General features: G+C 73.6%; 22 protein-coding genes. 13 read left to right on the top strand and 9 right to left on the bottom strand.

Going from position 1 to position 25,718, the window contains the following annotated elements:
• Window positions 1–26 precede the first annotated feature (26 nt).
• On the top strand, window positions 27–1,823 hold the full coding sequence (locus AB0G13_RS03425; protein ID WP_357868232.1) for a glycoside hydrolase family 15 protein: 1,797 nt from the start codon (window positions 27–29) through the stop codon (window positions 1,821–1,823).
• A gap of 24 nt (window positions 1,824–1,847) precedes the next feature.
• Here AB0G13_RS03425 and AB0G13_RS03420 read toward each other — a convergent pair whose 3' ends face one another.
• On the bottom strand, window positions 1,848–3,041 hold the full coding sequence (locus AB0G13_RS03420) for a threonine synthase (protein ID WP_357868228.1): 1,194 nt from the start codon (window positions 3,039–3,041) through the stop codon (window positions 1,848–1,850).
• A 16-nt stretch (window positions 3,042–3,057) separates the two neighbouring features.
• Entirely contained in the window at window positions 3,058–4,119 is a 1,062-nt protein-coding gene (locus AB0G13_RS03415) for a DNA polymerase ligase N-terminal domain-containing protein (protein WP_357868226.1), read from the bottom strand.
• A gap of 93 nt (window positions 4,120–4,212) precedes the next feature.
• Here AB0G13_RS03415 and AB0G13_RS03410 point away from each other — a divergent pair, with 93 nt between their 5' ends.
• From AB0G13_RS03410 to AB0G13_RS03400, 3 genes are all read left to right on the top strand, one after another.
• The gene (locus AB0G13_RS03410; protein ID WP_357868223.1) at window positions 4,213–5,001 is read left to right on the top strand and encodes an aldo/keto reductase; all 789 of its coding nucleotides are present in this window, start codon (window positions 4,213–4,215) and stop codon (window positions 4,999–5,001) included.
• A gap of 176 nt (window positions 5,002–5,177) precedes the next feature.
• Complete coding sequence (locus AB0G13_RS03405) at window positions 5,178–5,342, top strand: hypothetical protein (protein ID WP_165947736.1); 165 nt, start codon at window positions 5,178–5,180, stop codon at window positions 5,340–5,342.
• On the top strand, window positions 5,342–6,304 hold the full coding sequence (locus tag AB0G13_RS03400) for an N-acetylmuramoyl-L-alanine amidase (RefSeq protein WP_357868219.1): 963 nt from the start codon (window positions 5,342–5,344) through the stop codon (window positions 6,302–6,304). Before AB0G13_RS03405 ends, AB0G13_RS03400 begins: the two co-directional genes overlap by 1 nt.
• 70 nt (window positions 6,305–6,374) lie before the next feature.
• Here AB0G13_RS03400 and AB0G13_RS03395 read toward each other — a convergent pair whose 3' ends face one another.
• The gene (locus AB0G13_RS03395) at window positions 6,375–7,523 is read right to left on the bottom strand and encodes a cellulose binding domain-containing protein (RefSeq protein WP_357868217.1); all 1,149 of its coding nucleotides are present in this window, start codon (window positions 7,521–7,523) and stop codon (window positions 6,375–6,377) included.
• Window positions 7,524–7,826: 303 nt separating this feature from the next.
• Between AB0G13_RS03395 and AB0G13_RS03390 the strand changes: the two genes are divergently transcribed.
• Together AB0G13_RS03390 and ctaD are read left to right on the top strand one after the other, a co-directional pair.
• A complete protein-coding gene (locus AB0G13_RS03390; RefSeq protein WP_357868214.1) occupies window positions 7,827–8,936 on the top strand; it encodes an FAD-dependent monooxygenase in 1,110 nt (369 codons plus the stop codon).
• A 154-nt stretch (window positions 8,937–9,090) separates the two neighbouring features.
• The gene (gene ctaD / locus AB0G13_RS03385; protein WP_357868212.1) at window positions 9,091–10,851 is read left to right on the top strand and encodes a cytochrome c oxidase subunit I; all 1,761 of its coding nucleotides are present in this window, start codon (window positions 9,091–9,093) and stop codon (window positions 10,849–10,851) included.
• A 184-nt stretch (window positions 10,852–11,035) separates the two neighbouring features.
• On the opposite strand, the gene AB0G13_RS03380 is transcribed toward ctaD, so the two are convergent.
• From AB0G13_RS03380 to AB0G13_RS03355, 6 genes are all read right to left on the bottom strand, one after another.
• Entirely contained in the window at window positions 11,036–12,472 is a 1,437-nt protein-coding gene (locus tag AB0G13_RS03380; RefSeq protein ID WP_357868209.1) for an ATP-binding protein, read from the bottom strand.
• Complete coding sequence (locus AB0G13_RS03375; RefSeq protein ID WP_357868206.1) at window positions 12,469–14,127, bottom strand: FAD-dependent oxidoreductase; 1,659 nt, start codon at window positions 14,125–14,127, stop codon at window positions 12,469–12,471. Before AB0G13_RS03375 ends, AB0G13_RS03380 begins: the two co-directional genes overlap by 4 nt.
• Before the next feature lie 56 nt (window positions 14,128–14,183).
• The gene (locus tag AB0G13_RS03370; protein ID WP_357868202.1) at window positions 14,184–15,398 is read right to left on the bottom strand and encodes an MFS transporter; all 1,215 of its coding nucleotides are present in this window, start codon (window positions 15,396–15,398) and stop codon (window positions 14,184–14,186) included.
• A 66-nt stretch (window positions 15,399–15,464) separates the two neighbouring features.
• A complete protein-coding gene (locus AB0G13_RS03365; RefSeq protein ID WP_357868199.1) occupies window positions 15,465–16,046 on the bottom strand; it encodes an isochorismatase family protein in 582 nt (193 codons plus the stop codon).
• Between the two features lie 12 nt (window positions 16,047–16,058).
• Window positions 16,059–17,345: a nicotinate phosphoribosyltransferase gene (locus AB0G13_RS03360; RefSeq protein WP_357868196.1), complete on the bottom strand. Its 1,287-nt coding sequence runs from the start codon at window positions 17,343–17,345 to the stop codon at window positions 16,059–16,061.
• 16 nt (window positions 17,346–17,361) lie between these two features.
• Entirely contained in the window at window positions 17,362–20,037 is a 2,676-nt protein-coding gene (locus tag AB0G13_RS03355; RefSeq protein WP_357868193.1) for a LuxR C-terminal-related transcriptional regulator, read from the bottom strand.
• A 202-nt stretch (window positions 20,038–20,239) separates the two neighbouring features.
• Between AB0G13_RS03355 and AB0G13_RS03350 the strand changes: the two genes are divergently transcribed.
• From AB0G13_RS03350 to AB0G13_RS03320, 7 genes are all read left to right on the top strand, one after another.
• Window positions 20,240–21,781, top strand: a complete 1,542-nt coding sequence (locus AB0G13_RS03350) for a hypothetical protein (protein ID WP_357868190.1) — start codon at window positions 20,240–20,242, stop codon at window positions 21,779–21,781.
• A 145-nt stretch (window positions 21,782–21,926) separates the two neighbouring features.
• Window positions 21,927–22,217: an ATP-dependent Clp protease adapter ClpS gene (gene clpS, locus AB0G13_RS03345; RefSeq protein WP_089001780.1), complete on the top strand. Its 291-nt coding sequence runs from the start codon at window positions 21,927–21,929 to the stop codon at window positions 22,215–22,217.
• Window positions 22,218–22,219: 2 nt separating this feature from the next.
• The gene (locus AB0G13_RS03340; RefSeq protein WP_357868318.1) at window positions 22,220–22,714 is read left to right on the top strand and encodes a DUF2017 domain-containing protein; all 495 of its coding nucleotides are present in this window, start codon (window positions 22,220–22,222) and stop codon (window positions 22,712–22,714) included.
• Between the two features lie 53 nt (window positions 22,715–22,767).
• Window positions 22,768–23,256, top strand: coding sequence for a M67 family metallopeptidase (locus tag AB0G13_RS03335; RefSeq protein ID WP_357868187.1), 489 nt, complete (start codon window positions 22,768–22,770; stop codon window positions 23,254–23,256).
• 73 nt (window positions 23,257–23,329) lie between these two features.
• Entirely contained in the window at window positions 23,330–23,680 is a 351-nt protein-coding gene (locus AB0G13_RS03330) for a MoaD family protein (protein ID WP_357868184.1), read from the top strand.
• Between the two features lie 14 nt (window positions 23,681–23,694).
• Window positions 23,695–24,660 carry a pyridoxal-phosphate dependent enzyme gene (locus tag AB0G13_RS03325; RefSeq protein ID WP_357868181.1) on the top strand — a complete coding sequence of 322 codons (966 nt, stop codon included), beginning with the start codon at window positions 23,695–23,697 and terminating at the stop codon, window positions 24,658–24,660.
• Between the two features lie 296 nt (window positions 24,661–24,956).
• Window positions 24,957–25,703 carry an MBL fold metallo-hydrolase gene (locus AB0G13_RS03320; RefSeq protein ID WP_357868179.1) on the top strand — a complete coding sequence of 249 codons (747 nt, stop codon included), beginning with the start codon at window positions 24,957–24,959 and terminating at the stop codon, window positions 25,701–25,703.
• Window positions 25,704–25,718: the final 15 nt, after the last annotated feature.

The raw sequence follows: 25,718 nt of genomic DNA, 5'->3' as shown, positions 1-25,718 counted from the left end.
CGGCCGGAACCGGGTACCCGCAGCGGGTGGACCAGTTGGCGATCTCCGACTACGGGTTCCTCTCCGACTGCCGTTCGGGCGCCCTGGTCGGCCGGGACGGCTCGATCGACTGGTGGTGCCCGGACCGGTTCGACTCCGCGTCGGTCTTCGGCCGCATCCTCGACCCGGAGGCCGGCCACTGGCGGCTGGCGCCCGTGGCCGCCGGGCTGCCCGGGCACCGGGTGGAGCGGGCGTACCTGGCCGACACGCTGGTGCTGCGCACGGTGCACCACACGCCGGAGGGGAGCGTCGCGGTCACCGACGCGCTCGCCGCCGAGTTCGGCGCCCGGGGCCACCAGCTGGGGATGAACTCGCCGGCGGTGCTGCTGCGGGTGGTGGAGGGACTGACCGGGCGGGTGCGGATGTCGCTCGACTTCCGCCCCCGCCCGGAGTACGGCCTGCTCACCCCGTACCTGCACGAGCAGCCCGACGGCGGGGTGCTGGCCGCGGCCGGGCCGGTGGTGCTGACCCTGCACGCCGGCGGGATCGCACCGCAGGTCGACCGCGACCGGGTCCGGCAGGAGTTCGAGGTCTGTGCCGGCGAGGTGGTCGGCTTCGACGTGGCGTACGGGCAGGCGTACGGGACGGCGCCGGCCCGGCTGGAGCCGGTGGCCGCGCTCGCCGAGACGGTGCAGGCCTGGCAGGCCTACCGGGAGTCGCACCACTACGACGGCCGCTACCCCGCGCAGGTGCGGCAGAGCGCGACCGTGCTCACCGGCCTCACGTACGCCCGCAGCGGCGCGGTGGCCGCGGCCCTCACCACGTCGCTGCCGGAGCGGATCGGCGGCGACCGCAACTACGACTACCGCTACTCGTGGCTGCGCGACTTCGCGATGACCCTGCGCGCCCTCTGGGTGGCCGCCTGCCCGTCCGAGGCGTCCCGGCTCTTCGCCTGGGCGGCCCGCTCGATCGGCCGGGTCGGCCCCGAGCCCGTGCCGGTGCTCTTCGGCCTGGAGGGGGAGCGGGACGTCTCCGAGTACGAGTGCGCCCACCTGCGCGGCTACGGCGGCAGCCTGCCGGTGCGGGTCGGCAACGACGCCTGGCGGCAGCGCCAGCTCGACGTGCCGGGCGAGGTGCTCTCGGCGGTCTGGCAGCTGCGCGACCACCTGGGGGAGGCGTTCGACCCGGAACTGCGCGAGATGGTGCTCGGCCTGGCCGAGCAGGTGGCCACCACCTGGCACCTGCCCGACCGGGGCATCTGGGAGACCCGGGACGCCGACCGGCACTACCTCACGTCGAAGGTGCTCTGCTGGGTGGCGCTGGACCGGGCGGTGACGCTCGCGCCCCGGCTCGGCGACCGGGCCGACCCCGGGCGCTGGGCGGCGATCCGCGACGAGATCCGGGCCGCCGTGCTGCGCGACGGCTGGCACGAGCGGACCGGCGCGTTCGGCGGCGCGTTCGGCTCGCCGGACCTGGACGCGTCCGTGCTGCTGCTGCCGCTGGTGGGGTTCCTGCCGGCGACCGACCCGCGGATGCGCGCCACCATCGAGGCGGTCGAGCGCGAGCTGGGCGCCGGGGAGGGTCTCGTCCGTCGCTGGGGCACCGATCCGGCGGGCTTCCTGCCCTGCTCGTTCTGGCTGGTGGAGTGCCTGGTGATGGCCGGCGAGCGGGGCCGGGCCGAGGCGCTCTTCGAGCGGTTGCTCGGGCACGCCAACGACGTCGGCCTGTTCAGCGAGCAGATCGACCCGCGCTCCGGTGCGCAGCTCGGCAACACCCCGCAGGCGCTGTCGCACATCGGCCTGGTCAGCGCCGCCTGGCGGCTGACCGACCCCGCCACGGACTGACGGCGGGGCGCAGGGGGCGGCAGGTCAGGCCGGCAGCACCGGCACGCCGGTGACGTCCACCGTCTCCGGGTACTTCACGCCGGCCCCGGTGTTGAGCACCACCACGCGTTCGCCGGCCCGGATCCAACCGCCGGCGCGCAGGTGCCGGGCGGCGGTCAGGCAGGCGGCCCCCTCCGGGCAGAGCAGCAGCCCCTCGCGGGCGGCGAAGTCCCGCAGATCGGCCAGGATCTCGGCGTCGTCCACGGCGATCGCGGTGCCGGCGCTGGCGCGCAGCGCGTCGAGGATCAGCTCGTCGCCGAGCGGGGCCGGCACGGTGATGCCGAACGCCACGGTGTGCGCGTCGGCCCAGGGCTGCGCCCGCTGCTCACCGGCGGCGAAGGCCCGGACGATCGGCGCGCAGCCCGTCGACTGCACCGCGACCAGGCGCGGCAGCTTGTCCTCGATCCAGCCCAGCTCGCGCAGCTCGTGCAGCGCCTTCTGGATGCCGATCAGGCCGACCCCGCCGCCCGTGGGATAGATGATCACGTCCGGCACCTGCCAGCCGAGCTGCTCGACGATCTCGTACCCCATCGTCTTCTTGCCCTCGAGCCGGTACGGCTCCCGCAGCGTGCCGGCGTCGAAGATCGCGCCGCCGGAGCCGGCGACCAGCCCCGCGACGTGCCGCCCGGCGTCGCTGATCAGCCCGTCGACCAGGCGCAGGTCGGCCCCGGCGGCCACGCACTCGCGCCGGCAGATGGCCGGCGCGTCCAGCGGCATGACGATGGTCGCGCCCAGCCCGGCCCGGGCGGCGTAGGTGGCCCAGGCCGCGCCCGCGTTGCCGTTGGTGGGCATGGCGATCCGCTCCACGCCCAGCTCGCGGGCCCGGCTGACGCCCACCGCCGCGCCACGCGCCTTGAACGAGCCGGTCGGGGTCAGCCCCTCGTCCTTGACCATCAGGTCCGCGATGCCGATCTCCGCGCCGTAGGTCGGGGTGCGCAGCAGCGGCGTCCACCCCTCGCCCAGCGTGGTCTCGTGCCGGGGGTCGGCCACCGGCAGCAGCTCGCGGTAGCGCCACAGGTCGGCCGGGCGCAGCGGGAAGCGCTCCGGGGTGAGCACCTTCGCCACCGCCGCCAGGTCGTAGCGGGCCAGCAGCGGGGATCCGCAGTCGCAGAGGTTGGCCAGCTTGCCGGCGTCGTGCTCCCGCCCGCAGCGCGGGCACTCCAGGTGCGTCAGGTACACGATGCTCCTCGCCGTCTCAGCTCGTGTCTCGGCTCGCGTCGATGCTCAGCCAGCGCCGGCTGCGCCGGCCCGGCTCGTAGACCGAGTCCAGCCGCTTCGCCACCACCCCGGGCAGCCCCTGCTCCCGCCCGGTCCGCAGCGCCTCCCTGCCGGCACCGGGGAACCAGGGCGGAGTCTGCCAGTGCCCGCCGGCGAGCGCCAGCCCGTCGAGCAGCTCCCGGCGCTGCGCGTACGGCAGGTCGATGCTGGTCACGCCCTCCATCCAGAGCAGATCGAAGATCAGGTACTGGGCGTCGGGGGTCCGGCGTCCGCCGCGCGCCGGCCGCACCCGGCCGGCGCGGTCGATGCGGACCAGGACGCCGTCGAACACGGCCTCCGTGGGCGCCAGCTCTTCGGCCAGCTCGCGCAGCCAGGGGTACGTCCCGGAGACGTCCTCGTCGTCCTGCGCGAGCAGCCGCAGCCGCCCCCCGGAGACGTACGCGACCGCGCGCACCCCGTCCCAGCGCAGCTCGTAGCCCCACTCCGTCTCGTCCGCCGGCAGCTTCGCCGCCCCGGTGGGGAGCATCGGGCGGACCAGTTCCGGCATGCTCGTCCAGCCCTCCGGCGGCGGGTCGGTGCGGCGGACCATCCAGTCCCGCCCGCCCTTGCCGCCGGTCGCGAAGAGGACGTACCGCCCGGAGGTGCGCTCGCCGTCGAGCACCACGACCACCTCGTCGTCGCGCCACTTCTCGCAGTGGTAGGTGCCCCGGTCGTGGACGGTCATCCGCCCGCCGCCGTACTCGCCGGCCGGGATCTCGCCGTGGAAGTCCAGGTATTCCATCGGGTGGTCCTCGGTGTGCACGGCGAGGTGGTTGCGGCCGGTGTCGCGGGGCAGCCCGCGCGGCACCGCCCAGGAGGCCAGCACCCCCTCGTGCTCCAGCCGCAGGTCCCAGTGCAGGCTCCGGGCGTGGTGCTGCTGGATGACGAACCGGGCCGTGCCGTCGGCGGATCGCTTGCGCCGCGGGGGTCGCTTCGGCACCGGCTCCGGGGTGCGCGCCGCGTCCCGTTTGCGCCGGTACTCCTCCAGCGGGTCAGCCACACCCGCATTCTCCGGCAATCCGCGCCGGCCCGCCGGTCGCCCGCGTGTCCGGTTCGGCGGCATGTCGCGGGTCATCACGGGTAGACCGGGACCATGGACCACGAGGACCAGCCCACCGTTGTGCTCCCGGGCGAGGTGCGGATGCCCCTGCTCGGCTTCGGCACCTGGCAGGCCACCGGCCAGGCCGGGTACGACGCGGTGCTCGCCGCGCTCGACGCCGGCTACCGGCACGTCGACACCGCCACGATGTACGGCAACGAGGAGGAGGTCGGGCGGGCGGTCCGGGAGAGCGGGCTGCGCCGCGAGGACGTCTTCGTCACCACCAAGCTGCCGCCGGACCGGGTCGGCCGGGAGCGGGAGACGCTCGAGGCGAGCCTGGCCGCGCTCGGCACCGACCACGTCGACCTGTGGCTGATCCACTGGCCGCCGGCGAGCCCCGCGGACAACATCCCCGTCTGGCGCGAGATGCTCGCCGCCCGGGACGAGGGGCTCGCCCGCGCGGTGGGGGTGAGCAACTACGCCACCGGCCAGATCGACGAGCTGATCCAGGCGACCGAGGAGAACCCGGCCGTCAACCAGATCCGGTGGAGCCCCTCGTTGTACGACCGGCAGCGGCACAAGGAGCACCGGGACCGGGGGGTGGTGCTGGAGGGGTACAGCCCGTTCAAGACCAGCGACCTCGCCCACCCGGTGCTGACCCGCGTCGCCGCCGCGCACGACGTCTCCCCGGCCCAGGTGGTGCTCCGCTGGCACGTCGACCACGAGATCGTGGTCATCCCCAAGTCGGTGACCCCGGAGCGGATCCGCGTCAACGCCGACATCTTCCACTTCTCGCTGACCGCCGAGGAGATGCGCGACATCGACGCCCTCGGCAACCCCTGACGGACCCCTTCCGGGCGCCCGGAAGGAGGCCCGGACCCGGACCGCCGTTGCCAATTTCCTTCAGCCTGAATAGGGGCAGTGAAGGGTATCGACATAGATGCTCGTGACGATATACGGTGCGCGTCACCAGTTCATCGATGAGTCGGAACCCCTCCGCCCTTGTCTGAAGGAGCGCCATGAACGCGTCACGACCCGCCCGCCTCCCCCGACGCGGGGTGCTGGGCATGTCGGCCCTGGTGGCCACCGCGGTGGCCGTTGCTGCCAAGCCCGCCACGGCGAGCGCCGCGCCGCTCGCCGCGCCGAAGGCCGAGTGCCTCGCCGACCTGCTCGGGGAGTCCTGATGGCCACCATTCCCTGGCTGGTGGACGTCCTGCGGGGGGCCGGCGTCCAGGTCGTCGTCGAGGGCGACTGGCTCAACCGGATGCGGCCGGGCGACTTCAACCCGATCGGTGTGCTCTGGCACCACACCGCCGCGACCTCCAGCGCCACCAACCCGCACCCGGCGCTCAACATCTGCATCAACGGCCGCTCCGACCTGCCCGGCCCGCTCTGCCAGGCGCTCGTCGACTACCACGGCGTCTTCCACGTCATCTCCGCCGGCCGCTGCAACCACGCGGGCCTCGCCCGGGCCAGCGGGCCGATCCCGGCCGGCGACGGCAACACGATGCTGATCGGCTGGGAGATCGACTACAACGGGGTCAGCCAGGAGATGACGGCGGCGCAGTACAACGCGTCGATCGCCGCCACGGCCGCCGTGCTCAAGCGGCTCGGCAGGGACGCCAGCTACGCCCGGGGCCACCGCGAGACGAGCACCACCGGCAAGATCGACCCGTCCTTCATCGACCTGAACACGATGCGCGCCGACGTCGCCGCGAAGATGGCGGGCGGCACCACCTGGACCTCCGTGGTGGACAACTCCACCGCCGGCCGCTTCACCGCCAGCGCCAGCTGGGGCACCTCGACGTACTCGACCCAGCGCTACGGGGCCGACTACCGCTTCGCGGACCCCGTCGCCGCCAGCGACGCCGCCTGGTACAAGTTCAACGTCCCGGCGACCGCCAACTACCGGGTCGACGCCTGGTGGCCGGCCAACGCCGGCTACAACGCCGCGGCCCCGTACATCGTGTCCACCACGACCGGCAACCGCACGATCATCGTCGACCAGCGGGTGACCGGCGGGCAGTGGCGCACCCTCGGCACCTTCACGCTGCCGGCCGGGGACGCCAACCGGGTCGCGGTGAGCCGGTGGAGTTCGGCCCCCGGCCTCGTCATCGCCGACGCCATCCGGCTCACCCGGCTCTGAGCCGCCGGCCCTCTCACGCGCGACGTCCGCCAGGCATCGGGGTGGCCCGGCGGACGTCGCGTCCGGCGTTTCAGGAGCGCGAGCAGGCGACCCCGTTGAGGGAGAAGCTCGTCGGGGACGAGTACGTCCCGCTCAGCGTCCCCTGGTAGCCGAAGCTCGCCGTGCCGCCCGGCGCGAGCGAGCCGTTCCAGCTGATGTTCCGCGCGGTCACCGCCGAGCCGCTCTGGCTCACCGTGGCGTTCCACGCGCTGGTGACCTGCTGCCCGGCCGGCAGGTTGTAGGTCAACGTCCAGCCGTTGACCGCGCTCGACCCGGTGTTGGTGACCTGCACGTCGGCGGTGAAGCCGTTGCCCCACGCGTTCGGCGTGTACTTCACCGCGCATCCGGCGCCCGGCGGCGGCGTGCTCGGCGGGGGAGTGCCGGGCGGCGGGGTGCTCGGCGGCGGGGTGGTCGGGTTGCCCCCGCCGTTGACCGAGGCGGAGAACGAGGTCACCGCGAGCCCGGCGCCGCCCTGCCACGGCTCGAAGCCGGCCTGGATGCTGGTCAGGTACCAGGAGCTGGTGATGGCGCCCCGGTTGCGTACGTCGTTGATGAAGTCGAGCACGCTGAAGCTCAGGCTGCCGATCGCCGACGGTGCGACGTACGAGATGACGTCGTTGGCGCCGTTGCTGCCGCGCCAGACCTCCCAGGTCCGCCCGGCCAGGGTGGTGGTGCCGACCGGGGAGCCGATGGGCTGGATCGGCCCCTGCCGGTTGAGCCAGATCATGATCTCCATCTGGTTCACCCCGTCCCGCTTGGGCGAGGGGTCCAGCCAGATGTCGTACGAGGCGTTGTAGGTGGCGCCGCTGACGTACCGGTAGGAGATGCTGCTGTTGGCGCTGCTGATCTGGCTGACCTGGATCGGCAGGTTGGTGCCGGGGGAGCAGTTGGTGTAGTGGCAGCCCAGGAAGACCGACGGGTACGCGGTCGGCGCGCCGTTGGTCGGGTTGCTGCCGTTCTGGGTGGTGATCTCGAAGCCGCTGTCGGTGACGTTGATGCACTGCTGGGCGGTGGTGCCCCAGCGATTGTTCTGCACCACGTAGCGGCCCTGGATGGTGGTGGAGCCGTACTGCTCGCAGATCTGCGTGTCGGCGTTGGCGGTGCCGCCGAGGGCCACCGCGACGATCGAGCCGGTGGCGAGCAGCGCGGCTGCCGCGAGGGCCCGGAGTGGACGTTTCATGATGCTCCTTCGGCTTCGGCGCGGGACGCCGGACGGAGTCGGTCGATGGGCGCGGGAGCGCTCCCATGTCCAGTCGACACATTTACATCTCTGAAACCGCAGCGCAACGGGCCGGGGGTATTGGCGAGGTAAGTGAGGTTTGCCACGTCCGGGCCGGTCGGTGGGCAGGTGATCCGCCGAAGCAGGGGCGAGGGCCGCCGAGGAATGTTTCATCTGGGACGATTGACTCTGGTGTGTGCCGATTGCGCCGAGTAGTGTCTTGCCTCCAACGCGTGCCGAACCCCTCCGGAGGCGTACACCACCATGGGTGGCTCTCCCCTGCGCATCCTCGTCGTCGGCGCGGGCATCGCCGGCCTGGCCGTGGCCCGGGCGCTGCGGATGGCGGGCTTCCGGCCCGACGTCACCGAGAGGCTGCCCCCGGGCGAGAACGCCGAGACCGGTCTCTTCCTGCCCGGCAACGCGGCCCGGGCGCTGTGCCGGCTCGACCTCGACGGGCCCGTCCGCCCGCTCGGGCACGTCATGCACCGGCAGCGGTTCCTCGACGCGGCCGGGGCGCCGCTCTGCGAGGTGGACCTCGACGCGCTCTGGTCCGGCGTCGGCGAGTGCCGGGCGCTGCCCCGGACGGAACTGCACCGGGTGCTGCTCACCGGCGCGGGCGGCGCCGTCCGGCACGGCATCGAGGTGCGCACCGTCGACCTGCTGCCGCACTCCGTCGGCGTCACCTTCGTCGACGGCACCACCGCCGAGTACGACCTCGTCGTCGGCGCCGACGGGCCGCGCTCCTCGATCCGGGCCCTGGCCGCGCTCGGCGGCCCGCCCCGGCCCGCCGGTCAGGTCGTCTACCGCTGCGTGGTGCGCGACGGCCCCCCGGTCGCCGAGTGGACCGCCCTGCTCGGCCAGCGCGCCGGCTTCCTGGTCATGCCGATCGGCGCCGGGCGGTTGCACTGCTACGCCGACGAGGCCGGCACCGCCGCGCCGGCCGACCCGACGGCCCGGCTGCGCGAGCTCTTCGGCGACTACGGCGGACCGGTGCCGGCCGTGCTGGAGGCGCTGGACCGGGTGCACGTCGGGATCACCGAGGAGGTGGAGCTGGGGTGCTGGTCCCGAGGGCGGGTGCTGCTCGTCGGGGACGCCGCGCATGCCACCGCGCCGACGCTGTCCCAGGGCGCGGCGATGGCGTTGGAGGACGCCGTGGTGCTCGCCGACTCCCTCCGGACGGCCGAAGGCGACGTCGAGGCGGCGCTGGCGGCGTACGAGAGTCGTCGTCGCCCGCGTACGCGATGGGTGCGGGACCGGACCCGCGACCGTAACCGGACCCGGGACGTGCCGCCGGCGCTGCGCGACCCGCTGCTGCGCGGGCGCGGCGACCGGATCTTCGGCGAGCACTACCGGCTGCTGCTCGGCCCGCTGTAGCGCCGGCGGCCGAGCGCCGTCCGCGCCGGGGCGGTGCAGGCTACCCGACCACCCCACGCGGCACACCCACCTGCCGGGGACTATCCTCCTTGCGGATGACGGCCCGCAGATAACCAGCGCGCCGAGCGGGACAACCCAGAACCGGAGGCCACTCGTGACCACCGTCGCACCCAAGCCGGTCGTGACCCGGCCCTGGCCGGTCCGAGCGCCGGTCAAGGGGTCGGCCATCGCGCGGCTGCTGCGTACCACGGACGCGAAGCAGATCGGGATCATGTACATGGTCACCGCGTTCGCGTTCTTCATGATCGGTGGCCTGATGGCCCTGATCATGCGGGCCGAGTTGGCCCGACCCGGGCTGCAGTTCCTGTCGCCCGAGCAGTACAACCAGCTGTTCACCATGCACGGCACGATCATGCTGCTGTTCTTCGCGACGCCGATCGTGTTCGCCTTCGCGAACTACGTGGTGCCGCTGCAGATCGGCGCGCCCGACGTGTCGTTCCCCCGGCTGAACAGCTTCGCCTACTGGCTGTTCCTGCTCGGCGGCTCGATGACGATGGTCGGCTTCGTCACCCCCGGTGGGGCCGCCGACTTCGGCTGGACCGCCTACACGCCGCTGAGCAACGTCGAGCACTCCCCGGGCATCGGCGGCAACCTGTGGGTCGTCGGCCTGGTCATCTCCGGTCTCGGCTCGATCCTCGGCGCGGTCAACCTGATCACCACGATCCTGACTCTGCGCGCGCCGGGCATGACGATGTTCCGGATGCCGATCTTCACCTGGAACATGCTGGTCACCAGCCTCCTGGTGATCCTGGTCTTCCCGCTGCTGGCCGCTGCGCTCATGGCGCTGGCCGCCGACCGCCTGCTGGGAGCCCACGTCTACGACCCCGCGACCGGCGGGCCGATGCTGTGGCAGCACCTCTTCTGGTTCTTCGGCCACCCCGAGGTGTACATCATCGCGCTGCCGTTCTTCGGCATCATCTCCGAGATCATCCCGGTCTTCTCCCGGAAGCCGATCTTCGGCTACAAGGGCCTGGTCGCCGCGACGATCGCCATCGCCGGCCTGTCGATGAGCGTCTGGGCGCACCACATGTTCTCCACCGGCCAGGTGCTGCTGCCGTTCTTCAGCTTCCTGAGCTACCTGATCGCCGTGCCGACCGGTATGAAGTTCTTCAACTGGATCGGCACCATGTGGCGCGGCCAGGTCAGCTTCGAGACGCCGATGCTCTTCTCGATCGGCTTCCTGGTCACGTTCCTCTTCGGTGGCCTGACCGGCGTGCTGCTGGCCAGCCCGCCGCTCGACTTCCACCTGCACGACTCGTACTTCGTGGTGGCCCACTTCCACTACGTGCTCTTCGGCACCATCGTGTTCGCCGTCTTCGCCGGCATCTACTTCTGGTTCCCGAAGATGTTCGGCCGGATGCTCGACGAGCGGCTGGGCAAGGTGCACTTCTGGCTGACCATGATCGGCTTCCACACCACGTTCCTGGTGCAGCACTGGCTGGGCAACGAGGGCATGCCGCGCCGGTACGCCGACTACCTGCCCGGCGACGGCTTCACCACGCTGAACATGGTCTCCACCATCGGCGCGTTCATCACCGGCATCTCGACCCTGCCGTTCATCTGGAACTGCTGGAAGTCGTACAAGGCCGGCCCGGTGGTCGAGGTCGACGACCCGTGGGGCCACGGCAACTCGCTGGAGTGGGCGACCACCTCCCCGCCCCCGCTGCGGAACTTCGACCGGATGCCGCGGATCCGCTCCGAGCGGCCGGCGTTCGACCTCAAGTTCCCCGAGCTGGCGGCCGGCGGCCAGAGCCTGGCCGGCCCGCCGGAGGGCGGTGCCAAGCCGCTGACCAGCGAGTCCGACGGCGGCGCGAGCTACCGCGAGGACGTCGAGAGCGACGTCGACCGGCACTGACCGGTCACCCGACACGCGCGTACGACGGGCGCCGCACCCCAGACCGGGGTGCGGCGCCCTTCGCGTAGCCGCGCGCCCCGGACCCGGCAGCGCGGTACCGGATGACGCCGGCATGACGAGGTCCGGGCCTGACCGGCCCCGGGTTCAGCCGCCAACCGCCCCGCGGCCGTCCCCGGGTGCCGGCTCAGCCGTCGGCGGTCGGTTCGGTGAGCGGCAGCAGGACCCGGAAGGTGGTCGACCCCGGCACCGACTCCACCCGGATGTCCCCGTGGTGCTTGTGCACCACGATCCGGTACGAGATGTCCAGCCCCAGGCCGGTCCCCTCGCCGACCGGCTTGGTGGTGAAGAACGGCTCGAAGATCCGGGGCCGGACGTGCTCCGGGATGCCCGGCCCGGTGTCGGCGACCTCCACCACCAGGAAGTCGGAGTCTCGAACCGTCCGGACGGTCAGCGTGCCGGAGCCGCCCAGCGCGCCCAGCGCGTTGTCGACCAGGTTCGTCCAGACCTGGTTCAGCTCCGCCGCGTACCCGGGGAGCGGGGGCAGGGTGCGGTCGTACTCCCGGACCAGCCGGACACCGGACGGGATCTTCGCCTTGAACATGACCAGGGTGGCGTCGAGCAGGTCGTGCACGTCCACCACCTGATGCGGGGCCCGGTCGAGCTGCGAGTACTGCTTGGCCGCGCCGACGAGCCCGGAGATCCGGCCGACCGCCTCGTCGATCTCCCGCATCAACAGCTCGGTGTCGACGGTGTAGGTGAGCCAGCGCAGGGCGTTCTCCAGGTTCTCCCGCCCCACCGCCGGCTCGATCCGGGCCAGCCACGCCACGTCCAGCCCACCGGCCACCAGCGTCGGCGCGAGGTCCCAGCCGGCGGTCACGTCGTGCTCGTCCAGCCAGTCGACCAGCTCGTCCTCGGCGTCGCTGGCCGCCAGCGCGGACAGCGACGGCGCGGCGGCCACCCGCTTGACCGCATCCTCCTGCAACTCGACCAGCCGGTGCAGGACCCGCGCGTCGAGCCGGCTGTCGGCGATCATCGCCAGCTTGTGCCGCATCGCCGCGACGCGTTCCCGCAGCACCGCGGTGGCCCGGACCGCAGCCCCGGCCGGATTGTTCAGCTCGTGGGTGAGCCCGGCCGACAGCGCACCCAGGGCCAGCAGCCGCTCCCGTTCGCCGACCCGGGTCTGGGTGTCCCGCATCCCGACGAACAGCCCCTCGAGCAGGTGCATCGCCATCGGGAACCAGGTCCGCACGGCGTACGCGAACGTCTCGGCGGGCAGCACCAGGAAGGTGGCGTCGCTGATCGCCCGCAGCGAGTTCAGGTACAGCTGCGACACCTGCTCGTCCAGGTACGCCTGGGTCGCGCCGCCGTACACCCCGCGCTGGCTGGTGCGAACGACCTCGACCTCGTCGCCGCGGACCCGCCGGGACATCGACACCGTCCCGTCCATCAGCACGTAGAAGCAGGTCGCCGGGTCACCCTCGGTGTAGACGGACGAGCCGGCGGCGCGGGTCTCCATTCGGCCGTGCTCGGCCAACCAGGCGAGCTGGTCGGCGTCGAGCGACTCGAACAGGAACAGCGTCCGGAGCTGGGCGATCGTCGGGCGGTCCGGGTCGGTGGTCACTGGGACTCCAGGTAGCGGTGCACCAGCGAGACGGCCATCGCGCCCTCGCCGACCGCCGAGGCGACCCGTTTGACCGATTCGGCCCGGACGTCACCGGCGGCGAAGACCCCGGGCATGCTGGTCTCCAGGTGGTACGGGTCCCGCGCGAGGGACCAGCCCGGCGGTCGGCGTCCCCCGGCGACCAGGTCCGGTCCGGTCACCACGAATCCGCGCTCGTCGCGGACCAGGACACCGTCCAGCCAGTCGGTACGGGGCTGCGCGCCGATGAAGATGAACAGCCAGGAGGCGTCCACCTCGCGGGTCTCGCCGGTGCGGGTGTCGGCCAGGGTGAGCCGCTCCAGGTGCTCCGTGCCGGCCCCGGCGGCGATGACGGTGTGCGGGTGCACCACCACCCGGTCGATCCGGTCGAGCTGGTCGATCAGGTACCGGGACATCGAGGCGGTCAGGTCGGCCCCCCGGATCAGCAGGTGCACCCGCTTGGCGTACCGGGCGAAGTGCACCGCCGCCTGCCCGGCGGAGTTCGCCCCGCCGACGATGTAGACCTCCTGGTCGACGCAGCTCGGTGCCTCGGTGGCGGTCGAGCCGTAGAAGACCCCCCGACCGGTCAGCTCGGCCAGGCCGGGCGCGTCCAGCACCCGGTACGACACACCTGTGGCGAGCACCACCGCGTGCGTGGCGATCGTGCTGCCGTCGCCGAACGTGAGCAGTCGGGCCGACCCGGCGTCGGTCAGCCCGGTCACCTCCCGGGTGGTGAGCAGCTCGGCGCCGAACTTCAACGCCTGCCGGCGGGCCCGGTCGGTGAGCTGGGCGCCGGACACCCCCTCCGGGAAGCCGAGGTAGTTCTCGATCCGGCTGCTCTGCCCGGCCTGCCCGCCGGTGGCCCGCCGCTCGACCAGCACCGTGCGCAGCCCCTCGGACGCGCCGTAGACCGCCGCGCCCAGCCCGGCGGGTCCGCCACCGATGACCACCAGGTCGTAGAAGTCCTCGGTGGGGGCCACCCGGAGGCCGACCAGCGCGGCCAGCTCGGCCTCGGTGGGCCGGGCCAGGTGTGTCCCGTCCGGGGCGATCACCACCGGCACGTCGTCGGCGGTCGCGCCGGCCGCGTTCAGCAGCCGGCCGCCCTCCGGGTCGTCGGCGAGCAACCAGCGGTACGGGACGAGGTTGCGGGCGAGGAAGTCCCGGACGGCGAAGGACGGCGCGGACCAGCGGTGCCCGACCACCCGCAGTTCCGCGGCGGCGGCCTCCGCGGTGGTCGCCCAGGCGTCGAGGAGCGTGTCCACCACCGGGTAGAGCTTCTCCTCGGGCGGGTGCCACGGCTTGAGCAGGTAGTGGTCGAGGTCGACCAGGTTGATGGCGTCGATCGCCGCGTCGGTGTCGGCGTACGCGGTGAGCAGCACCCGGCGCGCGGCGGGGAAGAGGTCCATCGCGGCCTCGAGGAACTCGATGCCGGTCATCTCGGGCATCCGGTGGTCGGCGACCAGCACCGCCACCTGCTCCCCCCGGAGCTTGAGTTCGCGCAACGTCTCCAGGGCGCTCGGGCCGGAGCCGGCGCGGATCACCCGGTAGCGGTCGCCGTAACGCCGTCGGATGTCCCGGGCCACGGCACGGGAGACGGCCGGGTCGTCGTCGATGGTGAGGATCACCGGATTCGCCACGCCCCCATCAAAGCACCCCGACCGGTGCGGACCCAAAGTGCCGGTGGCCTGCGGATTCAGTGGGCGGAGCCGACCAGTTCGACGGTCTTCGCGGCCTCCGGCGTCCGGCGTCGGTGGCGCAGCTCGATCGGGAGCACCGCCAGCGCCACCAGCGCGCCGACCGCCCCGGTGACCGTGAAGCCCCAGGCCGGCGCGGAGGCGTCGATGACGGCGCCCGCGAGGGGCGCGCCGACCGCGATGCCGACCGTGACCGCCGAGCCGTGCAGGCCCATCGCCTCGCCGCGTACGGAGGCGGGGACCAGCCGGCTGACCGCGTCCGAGGTGGCCGCGATGGTCGGCGCGCAGAGCGCCCCGGCGGGGATCAGCGCCAGGCAGAGCAGCCACCAGTGCGCCCCGCCCAGCCCGACCGGGATGGTGCAGAGGCTGAGCGCGGCCATCAGGGCCAGCGGCGGGAAGGAGCGGGTGACCGCCCCGTACGCGAAGCCGCCGACCAGCGAGGCGACCGCCCAGACGGCGAGGACGGCGCCCGTCCACCCGACGTCGCCGCTCTCCCGCAGCACGGCGACCACGGCCACGTCGGTGCCGCCGAGCACCAGCGTGCCGGCGGCGCTGACCGCCAGCACGGCGAGCAGGCGCGGGGTGAGCCACGACCGGCGGGGCACCCTCGGCTGTGGCCCGGTCGGCTCGCCGCCGCCCCGGGTGGGCGGGTCGAGCACCCAGAACGCGACGCCGGCGGCGACGATGCCGGCGCCGACCAGGTAGAGCGTGGTCCGCGCGGAGATCGCGGTGACCGCCGCCACGGCCAGCGCGGGACCGACCATGAACGACAGCTCCACCGACATGGAGTCCAGCGCGTACGCGGGGCGGCGCCGCTCCGGCGGCACCATCGCGGCGATGGACTGCCGGATCACCGAGAAGATCGGCAGGGCGAGCGAGCCGGCCAGGAACGCGGCGGGCAGCAGCACCGGGTACGGCAGCATCGGCGCGGTGGACCAGAAGACGGCTTCGGCGACGCCGGTCAGCACGAGCACCGGCCGCAGGCCGCGACGGTCGACCAGGCGGCCGAGCAGCGGGCCGCCGATCGCGGCTCCCACGGTGATCGCCGCGCCGACGAGCCCGGCCGCGCCGTAGCCGCGCCCGAGGTCGAGCACGACGTAGAACGTCAGGGTCACCCCGGTGGCGGTGAGCGGGACGCGGGCGAGCACCGACACCAGCAGCAGCGACCGGAGACCGGGCAGGGCGAGCGCCTCCCGGTAAGGCTTCATGTTCATGTCGGTGCGTACCTCCGCCCGACATCCTCGGCCGGGAGGCACGGCACCCGCCAACGAATTACCGCCTCATGCGGCCCTGACCACAGGCTTCCCGCGCAGGGTGACCCCGGCGCCCTCCAGGGCGCGCAGCGCCACGTCGGTGGTGTCCGGGGCGACCCCGGCGGTCAGGTCCAGCAGCACGGTGGTGGCGAAGCCCTCGCGGGCGGCGTCCAGGGCGGTCGCCCGTACGCAGTGGTCGGTGGCGATCCCGACGACGTCGACCCGGTCCACCCCGTGCCGGCGCAGCCAGTCGGCCAGGCCCTCGCCGTCGTCGGCGTGCCCCTCGAAGCCGGAGTACGCGGCCGCGTGCTCGCCCTTGTGGAAGATCGCCTCGATCCGGTCGGTGGCCAGGTCGGGGTGGAACTCCGAGCCCGGGGTGCCCACCACGCAGTGCCGCGGCCAGGAGTCCACGAAGTCCGGCGGGTCGCCGAAGTGGGCGCCCGGGTCGACGTGGTAGTCCTTCGTCGCGACGACGTGGTCCCAGCGGTCGGGCTCGGCGGCGAGCAGCCGGGTGACCCCGGCCGCCACGCCGGCCCCGCCGCCCACGGCCAGCGAGCCGCCCTCGCAGAAGTCGTTCTGCACGTCCACGACGATCAGCGCGTTGCTCACCTGGTGCTCCTTTCAGTCGGCCGGGACGACCGTGACCGGGATGGCCGGGTCGCCCGCGGAGAGCTTCAGCCCCTCCCAGGGGATGGAGATCAGGCACTGCCGCAGGTGCTCCCGCGACTCGTCCAGACTCGGCCGCTCGACCGGCTCGCCGCCGGCCAGGAACGTGTGCTGGAGCAGCCGGTCGTTGGGCCGGGGGTCGGGCACGCCCTGCGGCACGACGATCTCCTCGGTGGCGGTGCCGGTCGGCTTGTGCCGGCGTACGGCGACCTTCCGGCCGCCGATGGTGGCCTTGTGCTCGGAGCGCTTGACCACCGGGCGGCCCTCGACCTCGACGAGCTTGTAGACCAGCCCGGCGGTGGGGGCGCCGGAGCCGGTGACCACGGCGGTGCCCGCGCCGTACATGTCGACCGGCTCGGCGGCGAGCGAGGCGATGGCGTGCTCGTCGAGGTCGCCGGAGACGATGATCTTGGTTTCGGTGGCGCCCAGCGAGTCGAGCAGCTCGCGGGACTGCTGGGCGATGACCGCCAGGTCGCCCGAGTCGATCCGCACCGCCCGCAGGTCCGGCCCGGCCACCGCGATGGCGTTGCGGATGCCCTGGCTGATGTCGTACGTGTCGACCAGCAGCGTGGTGTCCTTGCCCAGCGTGGCGACCTGCGAGGCGAACGCGGCCCGCTCGTCGGTGTGCAGCAGGGTGAACGCGTGCGCGGCCGTGCCGGCGGTCGGGATGCCGTAGCGCCGCCCGGCGGCGAGGTTCGAGGTGAATCGGAAGCCGGCCAGGTACGCGGCCCGCGCCGCGGCCACCGCCGCCTCCTCGTGCGCGCGTCGGGAGCCCATCTCGATCAGGGCCCGCCCCCGGGCCGCGGTGACCATCCGCGCGGCGGCGGCCGCGACGGCGCTGTCGTGGTTGAGCACCGAGAGCACGAGCGTCTCCAGCACCACGCACTCGGCGAAGCCGCCGGAGACGGTGAGGATCGGCGAGTTGGGGAAGAACAGCTCACCCTCGGCGTAGCCCTCGACGTCCCCGGTGAAGCGGTAGTCGCGCAGCCAGGCGGCGGCCTGCTCGTCGACCACCCCGGTGCGCCGCAGGAAGTCGATCTCGTCGGCGTCGAAGCGGAAGTCGCGGATCAGCTCGATCAGCCGGCCGGTGCCGGCGACCACGCCGTAGCGGCGACCGGCGGGCAGCCGGCGGCTGAACACCTCGAAGACGCAGGGGCGGTCGGCGGTGCCGTCGCGCAGGGCGGCACTGACCATGGTCAGCTCGTAGTGGTCGGTCAGCAGCGCGGGGCGAAGGGTGCTCACCGCCCCAGCCTAGGGTTCACCCGTTTTCGCCGCCGTCGTGGCCCGGGATCGCCTGCAGGGCGGCCCGCAGCTCCGCCCGGCCCGCGACGCCGAGCTTGCCGTAGATCCGCTGGAGGTGGTTCTCGACGGTGCGGGCGGAGAGGTAGAGCCGCTCGGCGATGGCCCGGCTGGTCACGCCGTCGGCGGCGAGCCGGGCCACCTGCCACTCGCGTTCGCTCAGCGCCGGGGAGCCGGCCTGCAACGCCGGGGTGCGGATCAGGTCGCAGCGGCCGAGCAGGGCGGCGAGGCGTTCCCGGGCCGTGGCCGCCGCCGGGGACCGCTGCCGGCGCAACCGGTCCAGGGCGGTGGCGGTGGCCTCCGCCGCGTAGACGGCCAGGTCCAGCGCGTCGAAGCCGTCGGCGACCGCCAGCAGTTCGTCGGCGGAGCCGCCCGCGGCGGCCCGGGCGTGCCGGGCGAGCAGCGGCGGCAGCACCCCGTCGACCCGTTCGGAGAGCTCGGCGAGCCGCTGCGCGACCGTGCGCCGGCTGCCGTCGGAGCAGGTCGGGCCGAGCGGCGCGGTCGCCTGGTCCAGCCGGACCAGGTCGTGCAGCACGTGCACCTCGTGCCCGGCGAAGCCGTCCGCGCGCAGCCGGTCGGCCAGCCCGGTCAGGTGTTTGACGGCGCCGGACACGTCGCCGCCGGCGGCGAGCACCGCGCCCCGGGCCTGCTCCAGCCACGGGTACAGCACGACCATGCCGGGGGCGTGGGTGCGGTCGGCCTCCGCCATCGCCTCCGCCGCCTGCGCGGCGTCGCCCCGCAGCGCCGCCGCCTGGGCCCGTTCGGCCTGGGCCAGTCCCGCGTAGACCCGGCTGGTGGCGAGCACCGCGCAGGCGCCGAGGCTGGTCCGCAGCGCCGCGTCGCTCTGGCCGCGCAGCCGGGCCGCGTACGCCTGGAGGATGGCCAGGTAGCCGGTGCCGAGCCGGAAGTCCCCGGCGCCGGCCAGGTCGGCGAACTCGTCGGCCACGATCGCGTCGATGCCGGCCAGGTCGCCCGCGAGCGCCAGCCGGGTACCGCGGGCCAGCTCCAGGGCCAGTTGCAGGTACGGCATGTCCGCCCGCCACCGGCCCGCCTCGGCCTGCACCTGGTTGATCGCGGTGGCGCTGCGGTGCAGTTGCCCCTGCGCCGCCTGTAGGTGGGCGATCGTGCTGCGGGCCAGCTCCCGGGCGGCGACGCTCGCGGCCGGCCGGTCCAGCACCGTCTGCGCGAGCCGCAACGCGATGCCGGTGTCCAGCCGGTGCAGCCGCATGATGCCCTCGAAGGCCAGCACCCTCGCCTGGTCGGCGGAATCCCGCAGGGTCGACCCGCGGGCCGCGATCTCCTCCACCGTGGACTGCCGGCTCAGGCCCCAGTAGCTGACCATGCCCCGCACCGTCAGCCAGCGGCTCAGCCGCCGCTCGCCCTCGATGTCGGCGGAGACCGCGTCGAGCACCCCGATCGCCTCGTCCGGCCGGTCGGCGAACATCAGGATGGTGGCCAGCAGCTCCGCCGCGTCGAAGCCGCCGCCCGCGTCGAGCGCCGCGCGGGCCAGCCGGGTCGCCAGCGGTACGTCGTAGCGGGCGAACGCCTGCCCGGCCGCGTCGAGCAGCAGGGCCGGATCCTGCGCGGTGCCCGAGTCGAGCCGCCAGACGGCCACCCGGAGCAGGTCGTCGCGGCGTCGCTTGCCGACCAGCTCCAGCAGCTCGGCGAGGCGGGCCTGCAACCGCCGCGTCCGGCTGACGGGGCAGCGGCGGCGCATCACCTCGCCGTAGAGGGGGTGGGCCAGCCGCACGTTCGCCCGCCGGTCGTCGTGTTCCACGGCGATCAGCCCGCGCTCCTCGGCGGTCTCCACGTCCACCGGGTCGGCGGCCTGGTTGAGCAGGTGCAGGCCGAGCGGTTCGCCGAAGGCGACCAGCTCCACCACCCCGCGTACGCCCGAGGTGAGCTGGCCGATCCGGATGTCGATCAGGTCGGTCAGGTTGGGGGCCAGCTCCAGCCGGCCGGTCCACTTCCAGATCCCGTACGTGCGGGTCAGCTCCCCGCGGTCGGCGGCGAACACCAGCTCCCGCAGCAGCAGCGGGTTGCCCTCGGAGAGCCGGCCGAGCCGGTCGGCGGAGGTGGCGTCGACCGGTCCGTTCAGGATCTCGGAGAGCAGCCGCGTGGTCTCGGCCGGCGGCAGCGGCTTCAGCTCGACGTGGTCGACCAGGCCGTCGGTCCACAGGGCCCGGATCGGCAGCGGGAGCTGCTCGCCGTCGCGCGACGTGCCGATGACCGTGGCGTTGTCGGCCCGGGCGACCAGGTGCACCAGCGCCGCCGAGGGCGGGTCGAGCAGGTGCGCGTCGTCGACCGCGAGCACGATCCGGCGGCCGGCCGCCTGCTGTTGCAACACGTCCACCGCCCAGCGCAGGATGCCGGCGGGAGAGAGGCCCTGCGGCTGCTCGGTCGGGAGCACCTGGACGAGACCGCCGAAGGGGAGCGCGGCGGTGGTGGCGCTGGCCGCGATCGACCAGACGGCGTACCCGTCGCGGGGGAGGGCCGCCACTCCCTCGCGCAGCAGCCGGCTCTTGCCGATGCCCGCGTTGCCGCTGAAGAAGAGGCCCCGCCCCTCCGCGCCGGTCACCGCCGACAGCAGACGGTTGAGCTCATCCGTTCGGCCGACGAAACTCCACCGACTCATCGGGGCAGCATATCGACCGGAATCCGTCCGCGTGCACATCGTCACGCACCGAAGTTGAGTAGTCTCGTAGTTACCCCTGAGTATTCGGAGTGTTCGGTTCGGGGGCCCGGCCGCCCGTACTCTTCCGGCATCCGGGTGCCGTCACCGGACGATTCCACGCGGCCGGCCGCTGCCGGTCGCCTGCCACGGGAGGCCGCTTTCGATGAAGCCCGGTCCTCTCCCCGCCGTCGAGGTGCCCGACGGCACGGCCGCCGCCGCGGAGCTGCCCCGCCGGGGGCGGCTGCCCGTCAGGCTGGGGGTGACCGAGCCCCGCCCGGAGGAGCCGCTGGCCGTGCTCGGCGTCGGCCCGGCCGGCGCGGGGCGTTCCGAGGTGCTCGCCCGCCTGCTCCAGCTCGATCCCACCATGCTCGCCGTGCCCGCCGGCAGCTGGCTCGTGGTCAACCACTCCCGGGTGCCGACGCGGGCCGCCTACGTGCCCGGCTACCGCCAGCCCCACTCCTACGGCGCCGACCGGCTGGCCGCCGGGCCGGCGCTCGCGCGCCCGCCGCGCCGGGTCGAGCTGAGCCTGCCCGAGCCCCTGCTGCGGCACTTCAGCCTCGTCGACACGCCGGACACCGACGCCCTCGGGGTGGCCGGCGGCCAGCTGCTGCTCGACGCCGCCGGCCGGGCCGGGGCGGTGCTCTTCGTGATCGGCGCCGACCAGGTCTTCACCGCCGTCGAACTCCACCTGCTCGCCGACCTGGCCCGCGCCGGCGTCGAGGTCGTCTTCGCGGTCACCCCGGGCGCGGGCGGCTGGGCCCCGGTGCCGGAGGGCGCGACGACGACGGAGGGCACGGGGGCGTCCCTCGGGTCGGCTCCCGCGCCGGTGGACCCGGTCGCGGTCACCGTCGAGGCGCACCGGGCGGCCCTGCTGGCCGCCGTTCCCGGGCTCGCCGACGCCCGCTGGTTCCCGCTCGACGCCGCGGGTGACGGGGCGGACCTGCGCCGGGCCCTGGTCGGCTGGGCCGCCGACGAGGGGCTGCGGCGGGCGAGCGCCGAGCCGCCGGTGCTGCCCGGGTCGCAGGGCCGGGTGCCGGTGCTGGCCGACCCGGGCGACTGGTCGGAGCAGCTCGACCGGCAGGCCCGGTCCTCCGCCCGGCGCATCCGCCAACACCTCGCCCTGGAGTTGGCGAACATCCACCTCCGCGTGGTGCAGGAGATCGTCTTCGGGGTCGGCTGCGCCGGCCTGCCGCAGCTGCTCGACCGGGAGATGGAGGCGCTGTCGCTGCTGGCCACCGCGCAGTGCGACGAGGCGGTGCGCGGGCTCTTCGAGGAGGCCGCCGGCCGGGTCTTCGGCACGCCGCTGCCGGTGGGCGTCCGCCGGCGCCTCCACGCCCCGGTGCGCTGGGGCCTGACTGACCACCGGGGCGAGCACGAGCTGGACCGCGTGCTGCTGGTCACCAGCACCGGCGGCGTGGCGGGGCTGACCGGAACCGGCGCGACCGACGCGCTGGCGAGCTACCCGGGCGTCGAGCGCGTGGAGGTGCTCCCGCCGGTGGCCGTGGCCCTCTCGGGCGGCTGCTGGCAGCACTGGCGCAGCCCCGGCAACCACGACCCCAACGCCGCCCGGGCCTGGGCGCAGCGCGCGCTGCGCGAGGTCGAACTGGAGCTGTCCCGGGAGGTGTCCCGGCGGTTCGAGGTGGTCCGCCTCTCGCTGGACGGGGTGCTCTCCGATGCTGTCGACCACGGCATCCTGCTCGCCTGAGGGCGGCCGGGCCGCTCGCGGCGTCGGCACCGTGCCGAGGTCGTACGGTGCCGCGGACGCCCCTGACCAGGCCGGACGCGGCGATCCGCGCCGGGCCGGCGTTCCGGTTCCTCGGTTCGCCGAATCCGGTGGCACGATGGGGGGCATGGCGGCTCCACAGGTTGCACCTGTCGAGACGCCGGACACCGACGAGGTGCCGGCGTCCGACCGGCCGTGGGTCACGATCGTGTGGGACGACCCGGTCAACCTCATGACGTACGTGACCTGGGTCTTTCAGAAGCTCTTCGGCTACAGCCGGGAGAAGGCGGAACAGCTCATGCTCGACGTGCACCACAAGGGCCGCGCCGTGGTCTCCAGCGGCGCCCGGGAACGGATGGAGCACGACGCGTCGCAGTTGCACGCGTACGGGCTGTGGGCGACGGTGGACCGGTCGTGAGCATGTTCCGTCGCCAGGGCGACCGCTACGTCGCCACCTTCGCCGTCGACGAGGTGCGGGTGCTGCGGAAGGTGGCCTCCGAGGTGGTCGGGCTGCTCACCGACGGCTTCGACCACACCGACCCGGTGGTGGGCCGGCTCTTCCCCGAGGTCTACCCGGAGGACCCGTCCGGCACGGCCGAGTTCCGCCGCTACACCGAGGGCGACCTCAAGACCGCCAAGATCGACCAGGCCGGCGCGATCCTCGCCTCGCTGCCCGACGAGGCCGGCGGCGAGGTGCGCCTCGACGCGGAGGCGGCCGAGGCGTGGCTGCGGGCGCTCAACGACGCCCGGCTGGCGATGGGCGTCCGGCTGGAGATCAAGGACGGCACCGACCTCGGCGAGGAGCTCGACGACGCGGTCGCCGAGGATCCGACCTCCAGCCGGGTGTTCCAACTGTCGGTCTACGCGTACCTCGGCTATCTCCAGGAATCCCTGCTCAACGCCTTGATCGACTAGGCGTGACCGCCGACACCTTAAGGTCGCGGCAGGTACGCGTTAGGCTGGAGCACGTGCTGAGCATCGACCGGTCGATCGTCGACGCGATCGTCGCCCACGCTCGTCGGGACCACCCCGACGAGGCGTGCGGCGTGGTCGCCGGCCCCGCCGGCAGCGACACCCCCACCCGGCACATCCCGATGGACAACGCGGCCCGTTCCATGACGTTCTACGAGTTCGACTCGATGGAGCAGCTGCGGGTGTGGCGTGAGATGGACGACCGGGACGAGGAGCCCGTCGTCATCTACCACTCGCACACCGCCACGGAGGCCTACCCGTCCCGCACGGACATCTCCTTCGCCGGGGAGCCCGGCGCGCACTACCTGCTGGTCTCCACCCGCGACCCCGGCACGGAGGAGATCCGCTCCTTCCGGATCGTCGACGGCGTGGTGACCGAGGAGCCGGTCCGGATCGTGGACGCGGGGGTGGACCCGCACGCCGTGCAGTCCTACATGTTCGGGCAGAGCCCGGCGACGGTCGACTACGAGTGTTCCGGCCGCTGATCCAGCGCCGCCACACCCGTCCACGTCCCGTCACCTTCCGGCACGCCCGACCATCATCGAGGAGCACGACATCATGGCCATCGAGGTTCGCATCCCCACCATCCTGCGCAGCTACACCGGCGGCGCGAAGGTCGTCGAGGGCGCCGGCGACACGCTGGGCGACCTGCTCGCCGACCTGGACTCCCGGCACGCCGGCCTGAAGGCCCGGCTGGTCACCGACGCCGGCGCGCTGCACCGCTTCGTCAACGTCTACGTCAACGACGAGGACGTCCGCTTCCTCGGCGCGCTGGACGCCAAGCTCAACGACGGCGACAGCGTGACCATCCTGCCGGCCGTCGCCGGTGGCGCGTTCGGCTTCGCCGCGGCCGCCGCGATCGCCCAGCACGGCGCCGCCGTCGCCGCGCGGCCGGCCGCCGTCCGCTGACGGCGGCGGTCGCCATGGCGCGGTACGACAGCCTCCTCGACGCCTGCGGGGGGACGCCCCTGGTGGGGCTGCCCCGGCTCTCCCCGACGGTGTCGGACGGGTCGCCGCCGGTGCGGCTCTGGGCGAAGCTGGAGGACCGGAACCCGACCGGCAGCATCAAGGACCGGGCGGCCCTGTTCATGGTCCGGGCGGCCGAGGAGTCCGGCCGGCTCCGGCCGGGCGACACCATCCTCGAGCCGACCAGCGGCAACACCGGCATCTCGCTGGCCATGGTGGCCAAGCTGCGTGGCTACCGGCTGGTCTGCGTGATGCCGGAGAACGTCTCGACCGAGCGGGTGCAGCTGCTCCGGATGTACGGTGCGGAGATCATCTTCTCGCCGGCGGCGGGCGGCTCCAACCAGGCGGTGGCGACCGCCAAGCAGATCTCGGTCGAGCACCCCGACTGGGTCATGCTCTTCCAGTACGGCAACGAGGCGAACGCCCGGGCGCACTACGAGACCACCGGCCCGGAGCTGCTGCACGACCTGCCCACGATCACGCACTTCGTGGCGGGTCTCGGCACCACCGGGACGCTGATGGGCACCGGGCGCTACCTGCGGGAGAAGGTCGACGGCATCCAGGTCGTCGCGGCCGAGCCGCGCTACGGCGAGCTGGTCTACGGGCTGCGCAACATCGACGAGGGGTACGTCCCCGAGCTCTACGACGCGTCGGTGCTGTCCCGGCGCTTCTCCGTCGGCACCCGGGACGCGGTGCTGCGCACCCGGCAGCTCGTCGAGGTGGAGGGCATCTTCGCCGGGTTCTCCACGGGCGCGATCCTGCACGCCGCCCTGGCGGTGGCGCACGAGGCCGTCCGCGCCGGCCAGCGGGCCGACGTGGCCTTCGTGGTCTGTGACGGCGGCTGGAAGTACCTCTCCACCGGGGCGTACGGCGGCACCCTCGCCGACGCGGAGGAAGCCCTGGAGGGCCAGCTCTGGGCGTGACGTCGAGCGGCCGGGCCGCCGACCCGCGTCGGCGGCCCGGCCGCGCGTCACCGCCCCTGGGCGCGGCCGATCCGTTCACCCAGCGCTACCGGCGGACGCCGTCTCGTCACGGTGCCCCGGTGGGCGGCGCGGCGGGGCTCAGGTGGGGTGTCACGTTGATGACAACTTCCAGTGGATGACTCTTGTCGCCGCGCGGGCGCGCGTAGGCTGCCCTGCGTGGCGTACGCGTCGGTAGAGATCATCCACAGAGGGACCGTCGGCGCGGAAACTACGCATCGTGATAGTGAGACAACTCGATGCGACTGACCGTCCTGGGCTGCGCGGGCAGTTTTCCCGGTCCCGAGTCCCCCTGCTCGGCCTACCTCGTCGAGGCGGACGGTTTCCGGCTGCTGGTCGACTTCGGCTCCGGGTCGCTGTCCAACCTCCAGCGCTACGCGGGGCTGCACGCTCCGGACGCCATCATCCTCACCCACCTGCACTGCGACCACATCCTCGACGCGGCCTCCTACGTGGTGGTCCGCCGCTACGCCCCCGACGGGCCCTACCCGTCGCTGCCGGTCTACGCCCCCTCCGGCGCGCCGGACCGGCTGGCCGCCGCGTACGGGCAGGAGGACAGCACGGTCGAGGACGTCTACCAGTTCTACGCCCTCGAACCCGGCACCTTCCCGATCGGCCCCTTCGCGGTCACCGTCGACCGGGTGAACCACCCCGTCGAGACGTACGGCGTCCGGCTGGAGCACGACGGCCGGGTGCTCTGCTACTCCTCGGACACCGCGCCCTGCGACGCGCTGCTGCGACTGGCCCAGGACGCCGACACGTTCCTCTGCGAGGCGAGCTACCTCGACGGCGTGGAGAACCCGCCGGACCTGCACCTGACCGGCCGGGAGGCCGGCGAGGCGGCGACCAAGGCGGGGGTGGGCCGGCTGCTGCTCACCCACCTGGTGGCCGCCTGGGGCAGCGAGGCGCACACCGTGGAGTCGGCCGGCGCCGCCTACGACGGGCCGCTCGAGGTGGTCCGGCCCGGCGCCAGCTACGAGATCTGACCGGCCGGCGCCCCG

Origin of the sequence: Micromonospora sp. NPDC023633 (genome assembly GCF_040640035.1) — a bacterium.
Taxonomy (GTDB): Bacteria; Actinomycetota; Actinomycetes; order Mycobacteriales; family Micromonosporaceae; genus Micromonospora.
This window is presented reverse-complemented; position numbering and strand designations above follow the sequence as displayed.

Bases quoted from the DNA above. Each gene is read 5' to 3' on its own strand.
- AB0G13_RS03340 (WP_357868318.1), top strand. From the start codon at position 22,220: ATGTTCCGTCGCCAGGGCGACCGCTACGTCGCCACCTTCGCCGTCGAC.
- AB0G13_RS03330 (WP_357868184.1), top strand. From the start codon at position 23,330: ATGGCCATCGAGGTTCGCATCCCCACCATCCTGCGCAGCTACACCGGC.
- AB0G13_RS03355 (WP_357868193.1), bottom strand. From the start codon at position 20,037: ATGAGTCGGTGGAGTTTCGTCGGCCGAACGGATGAGCTCAACCGTCTG.
- AB0G13_RS03320 (WP_357868179.1), top strand. From the start codon at position 24,957: ATGCGACTGACCGTCCTGGGCTGCGCGGGCAGTTTTCCCGGTCCCGAG.
- AB0G13_RS03405 (WP_165947736.1), top strand. From the start codon at position 5,178: ATGAACGCGTCACGACCCGCCCGCCTCCCCCGACGCGGGGTGCTGGGC.
- AB0G13_RS03370 (WP_357868202.1), bottom strand. From the start codon at position 15,398: ATGAACATGAAGCCTTACCGGGAGGCGCTCGCCCTGCCCGGTCTCCGG.
- AB0G13_RS03350 (WP_357868190.1), top strand. From the start codon at position 20,240: ATGAAGCCCGGTCCTCTCCCCGCCGTCGAGGTGCCCGACGGCACGGCC.
- AB0G13_RS03410 (WP_357868223.1), top strand. From the start codon at position 4,213: ATGGACCACGAGGACCAGCCCACCGTTGTGCTCCCGGGCGAGGTGCGG.
- clpS (WP_089001780.1), top strand. From the start codon at position 21,927: ATGGCGGCTCCACAGGTTGCACCTGTCGAGACGCCGGACACCGACGAG.
- AB0G13_RS03325 (WP_357868181.1), top strand. From the start codon at position 23,695: ATGGCGCGGTACGACAGCCTCCTCGACGCCTGCGGGGGGACGCCCCTG.
- AB0G13_RS03390 (WP_357868214.1), top strand. From the start codon at position 7,827: ATGGGTGGCTCTCCCCTGCGCATCCTCGTCGTCGGCGCGGGCATCGCC.
- AB0G13_RS03400 (WP_357868219.1), top strand. From the start codon at position 5,342: ATGGCCACCATTCCCTGGCTGGTGGACGTCCTGCGGGGGGCCGGCGTC.
- AB0G13_RS03395 (WP_357868217.1), bottom strand. From the start codon at position 7,523: ATGAAACGTCCACTCCGGGCCCTCGCGGCAGCCGCGCTGCTCGCCACC.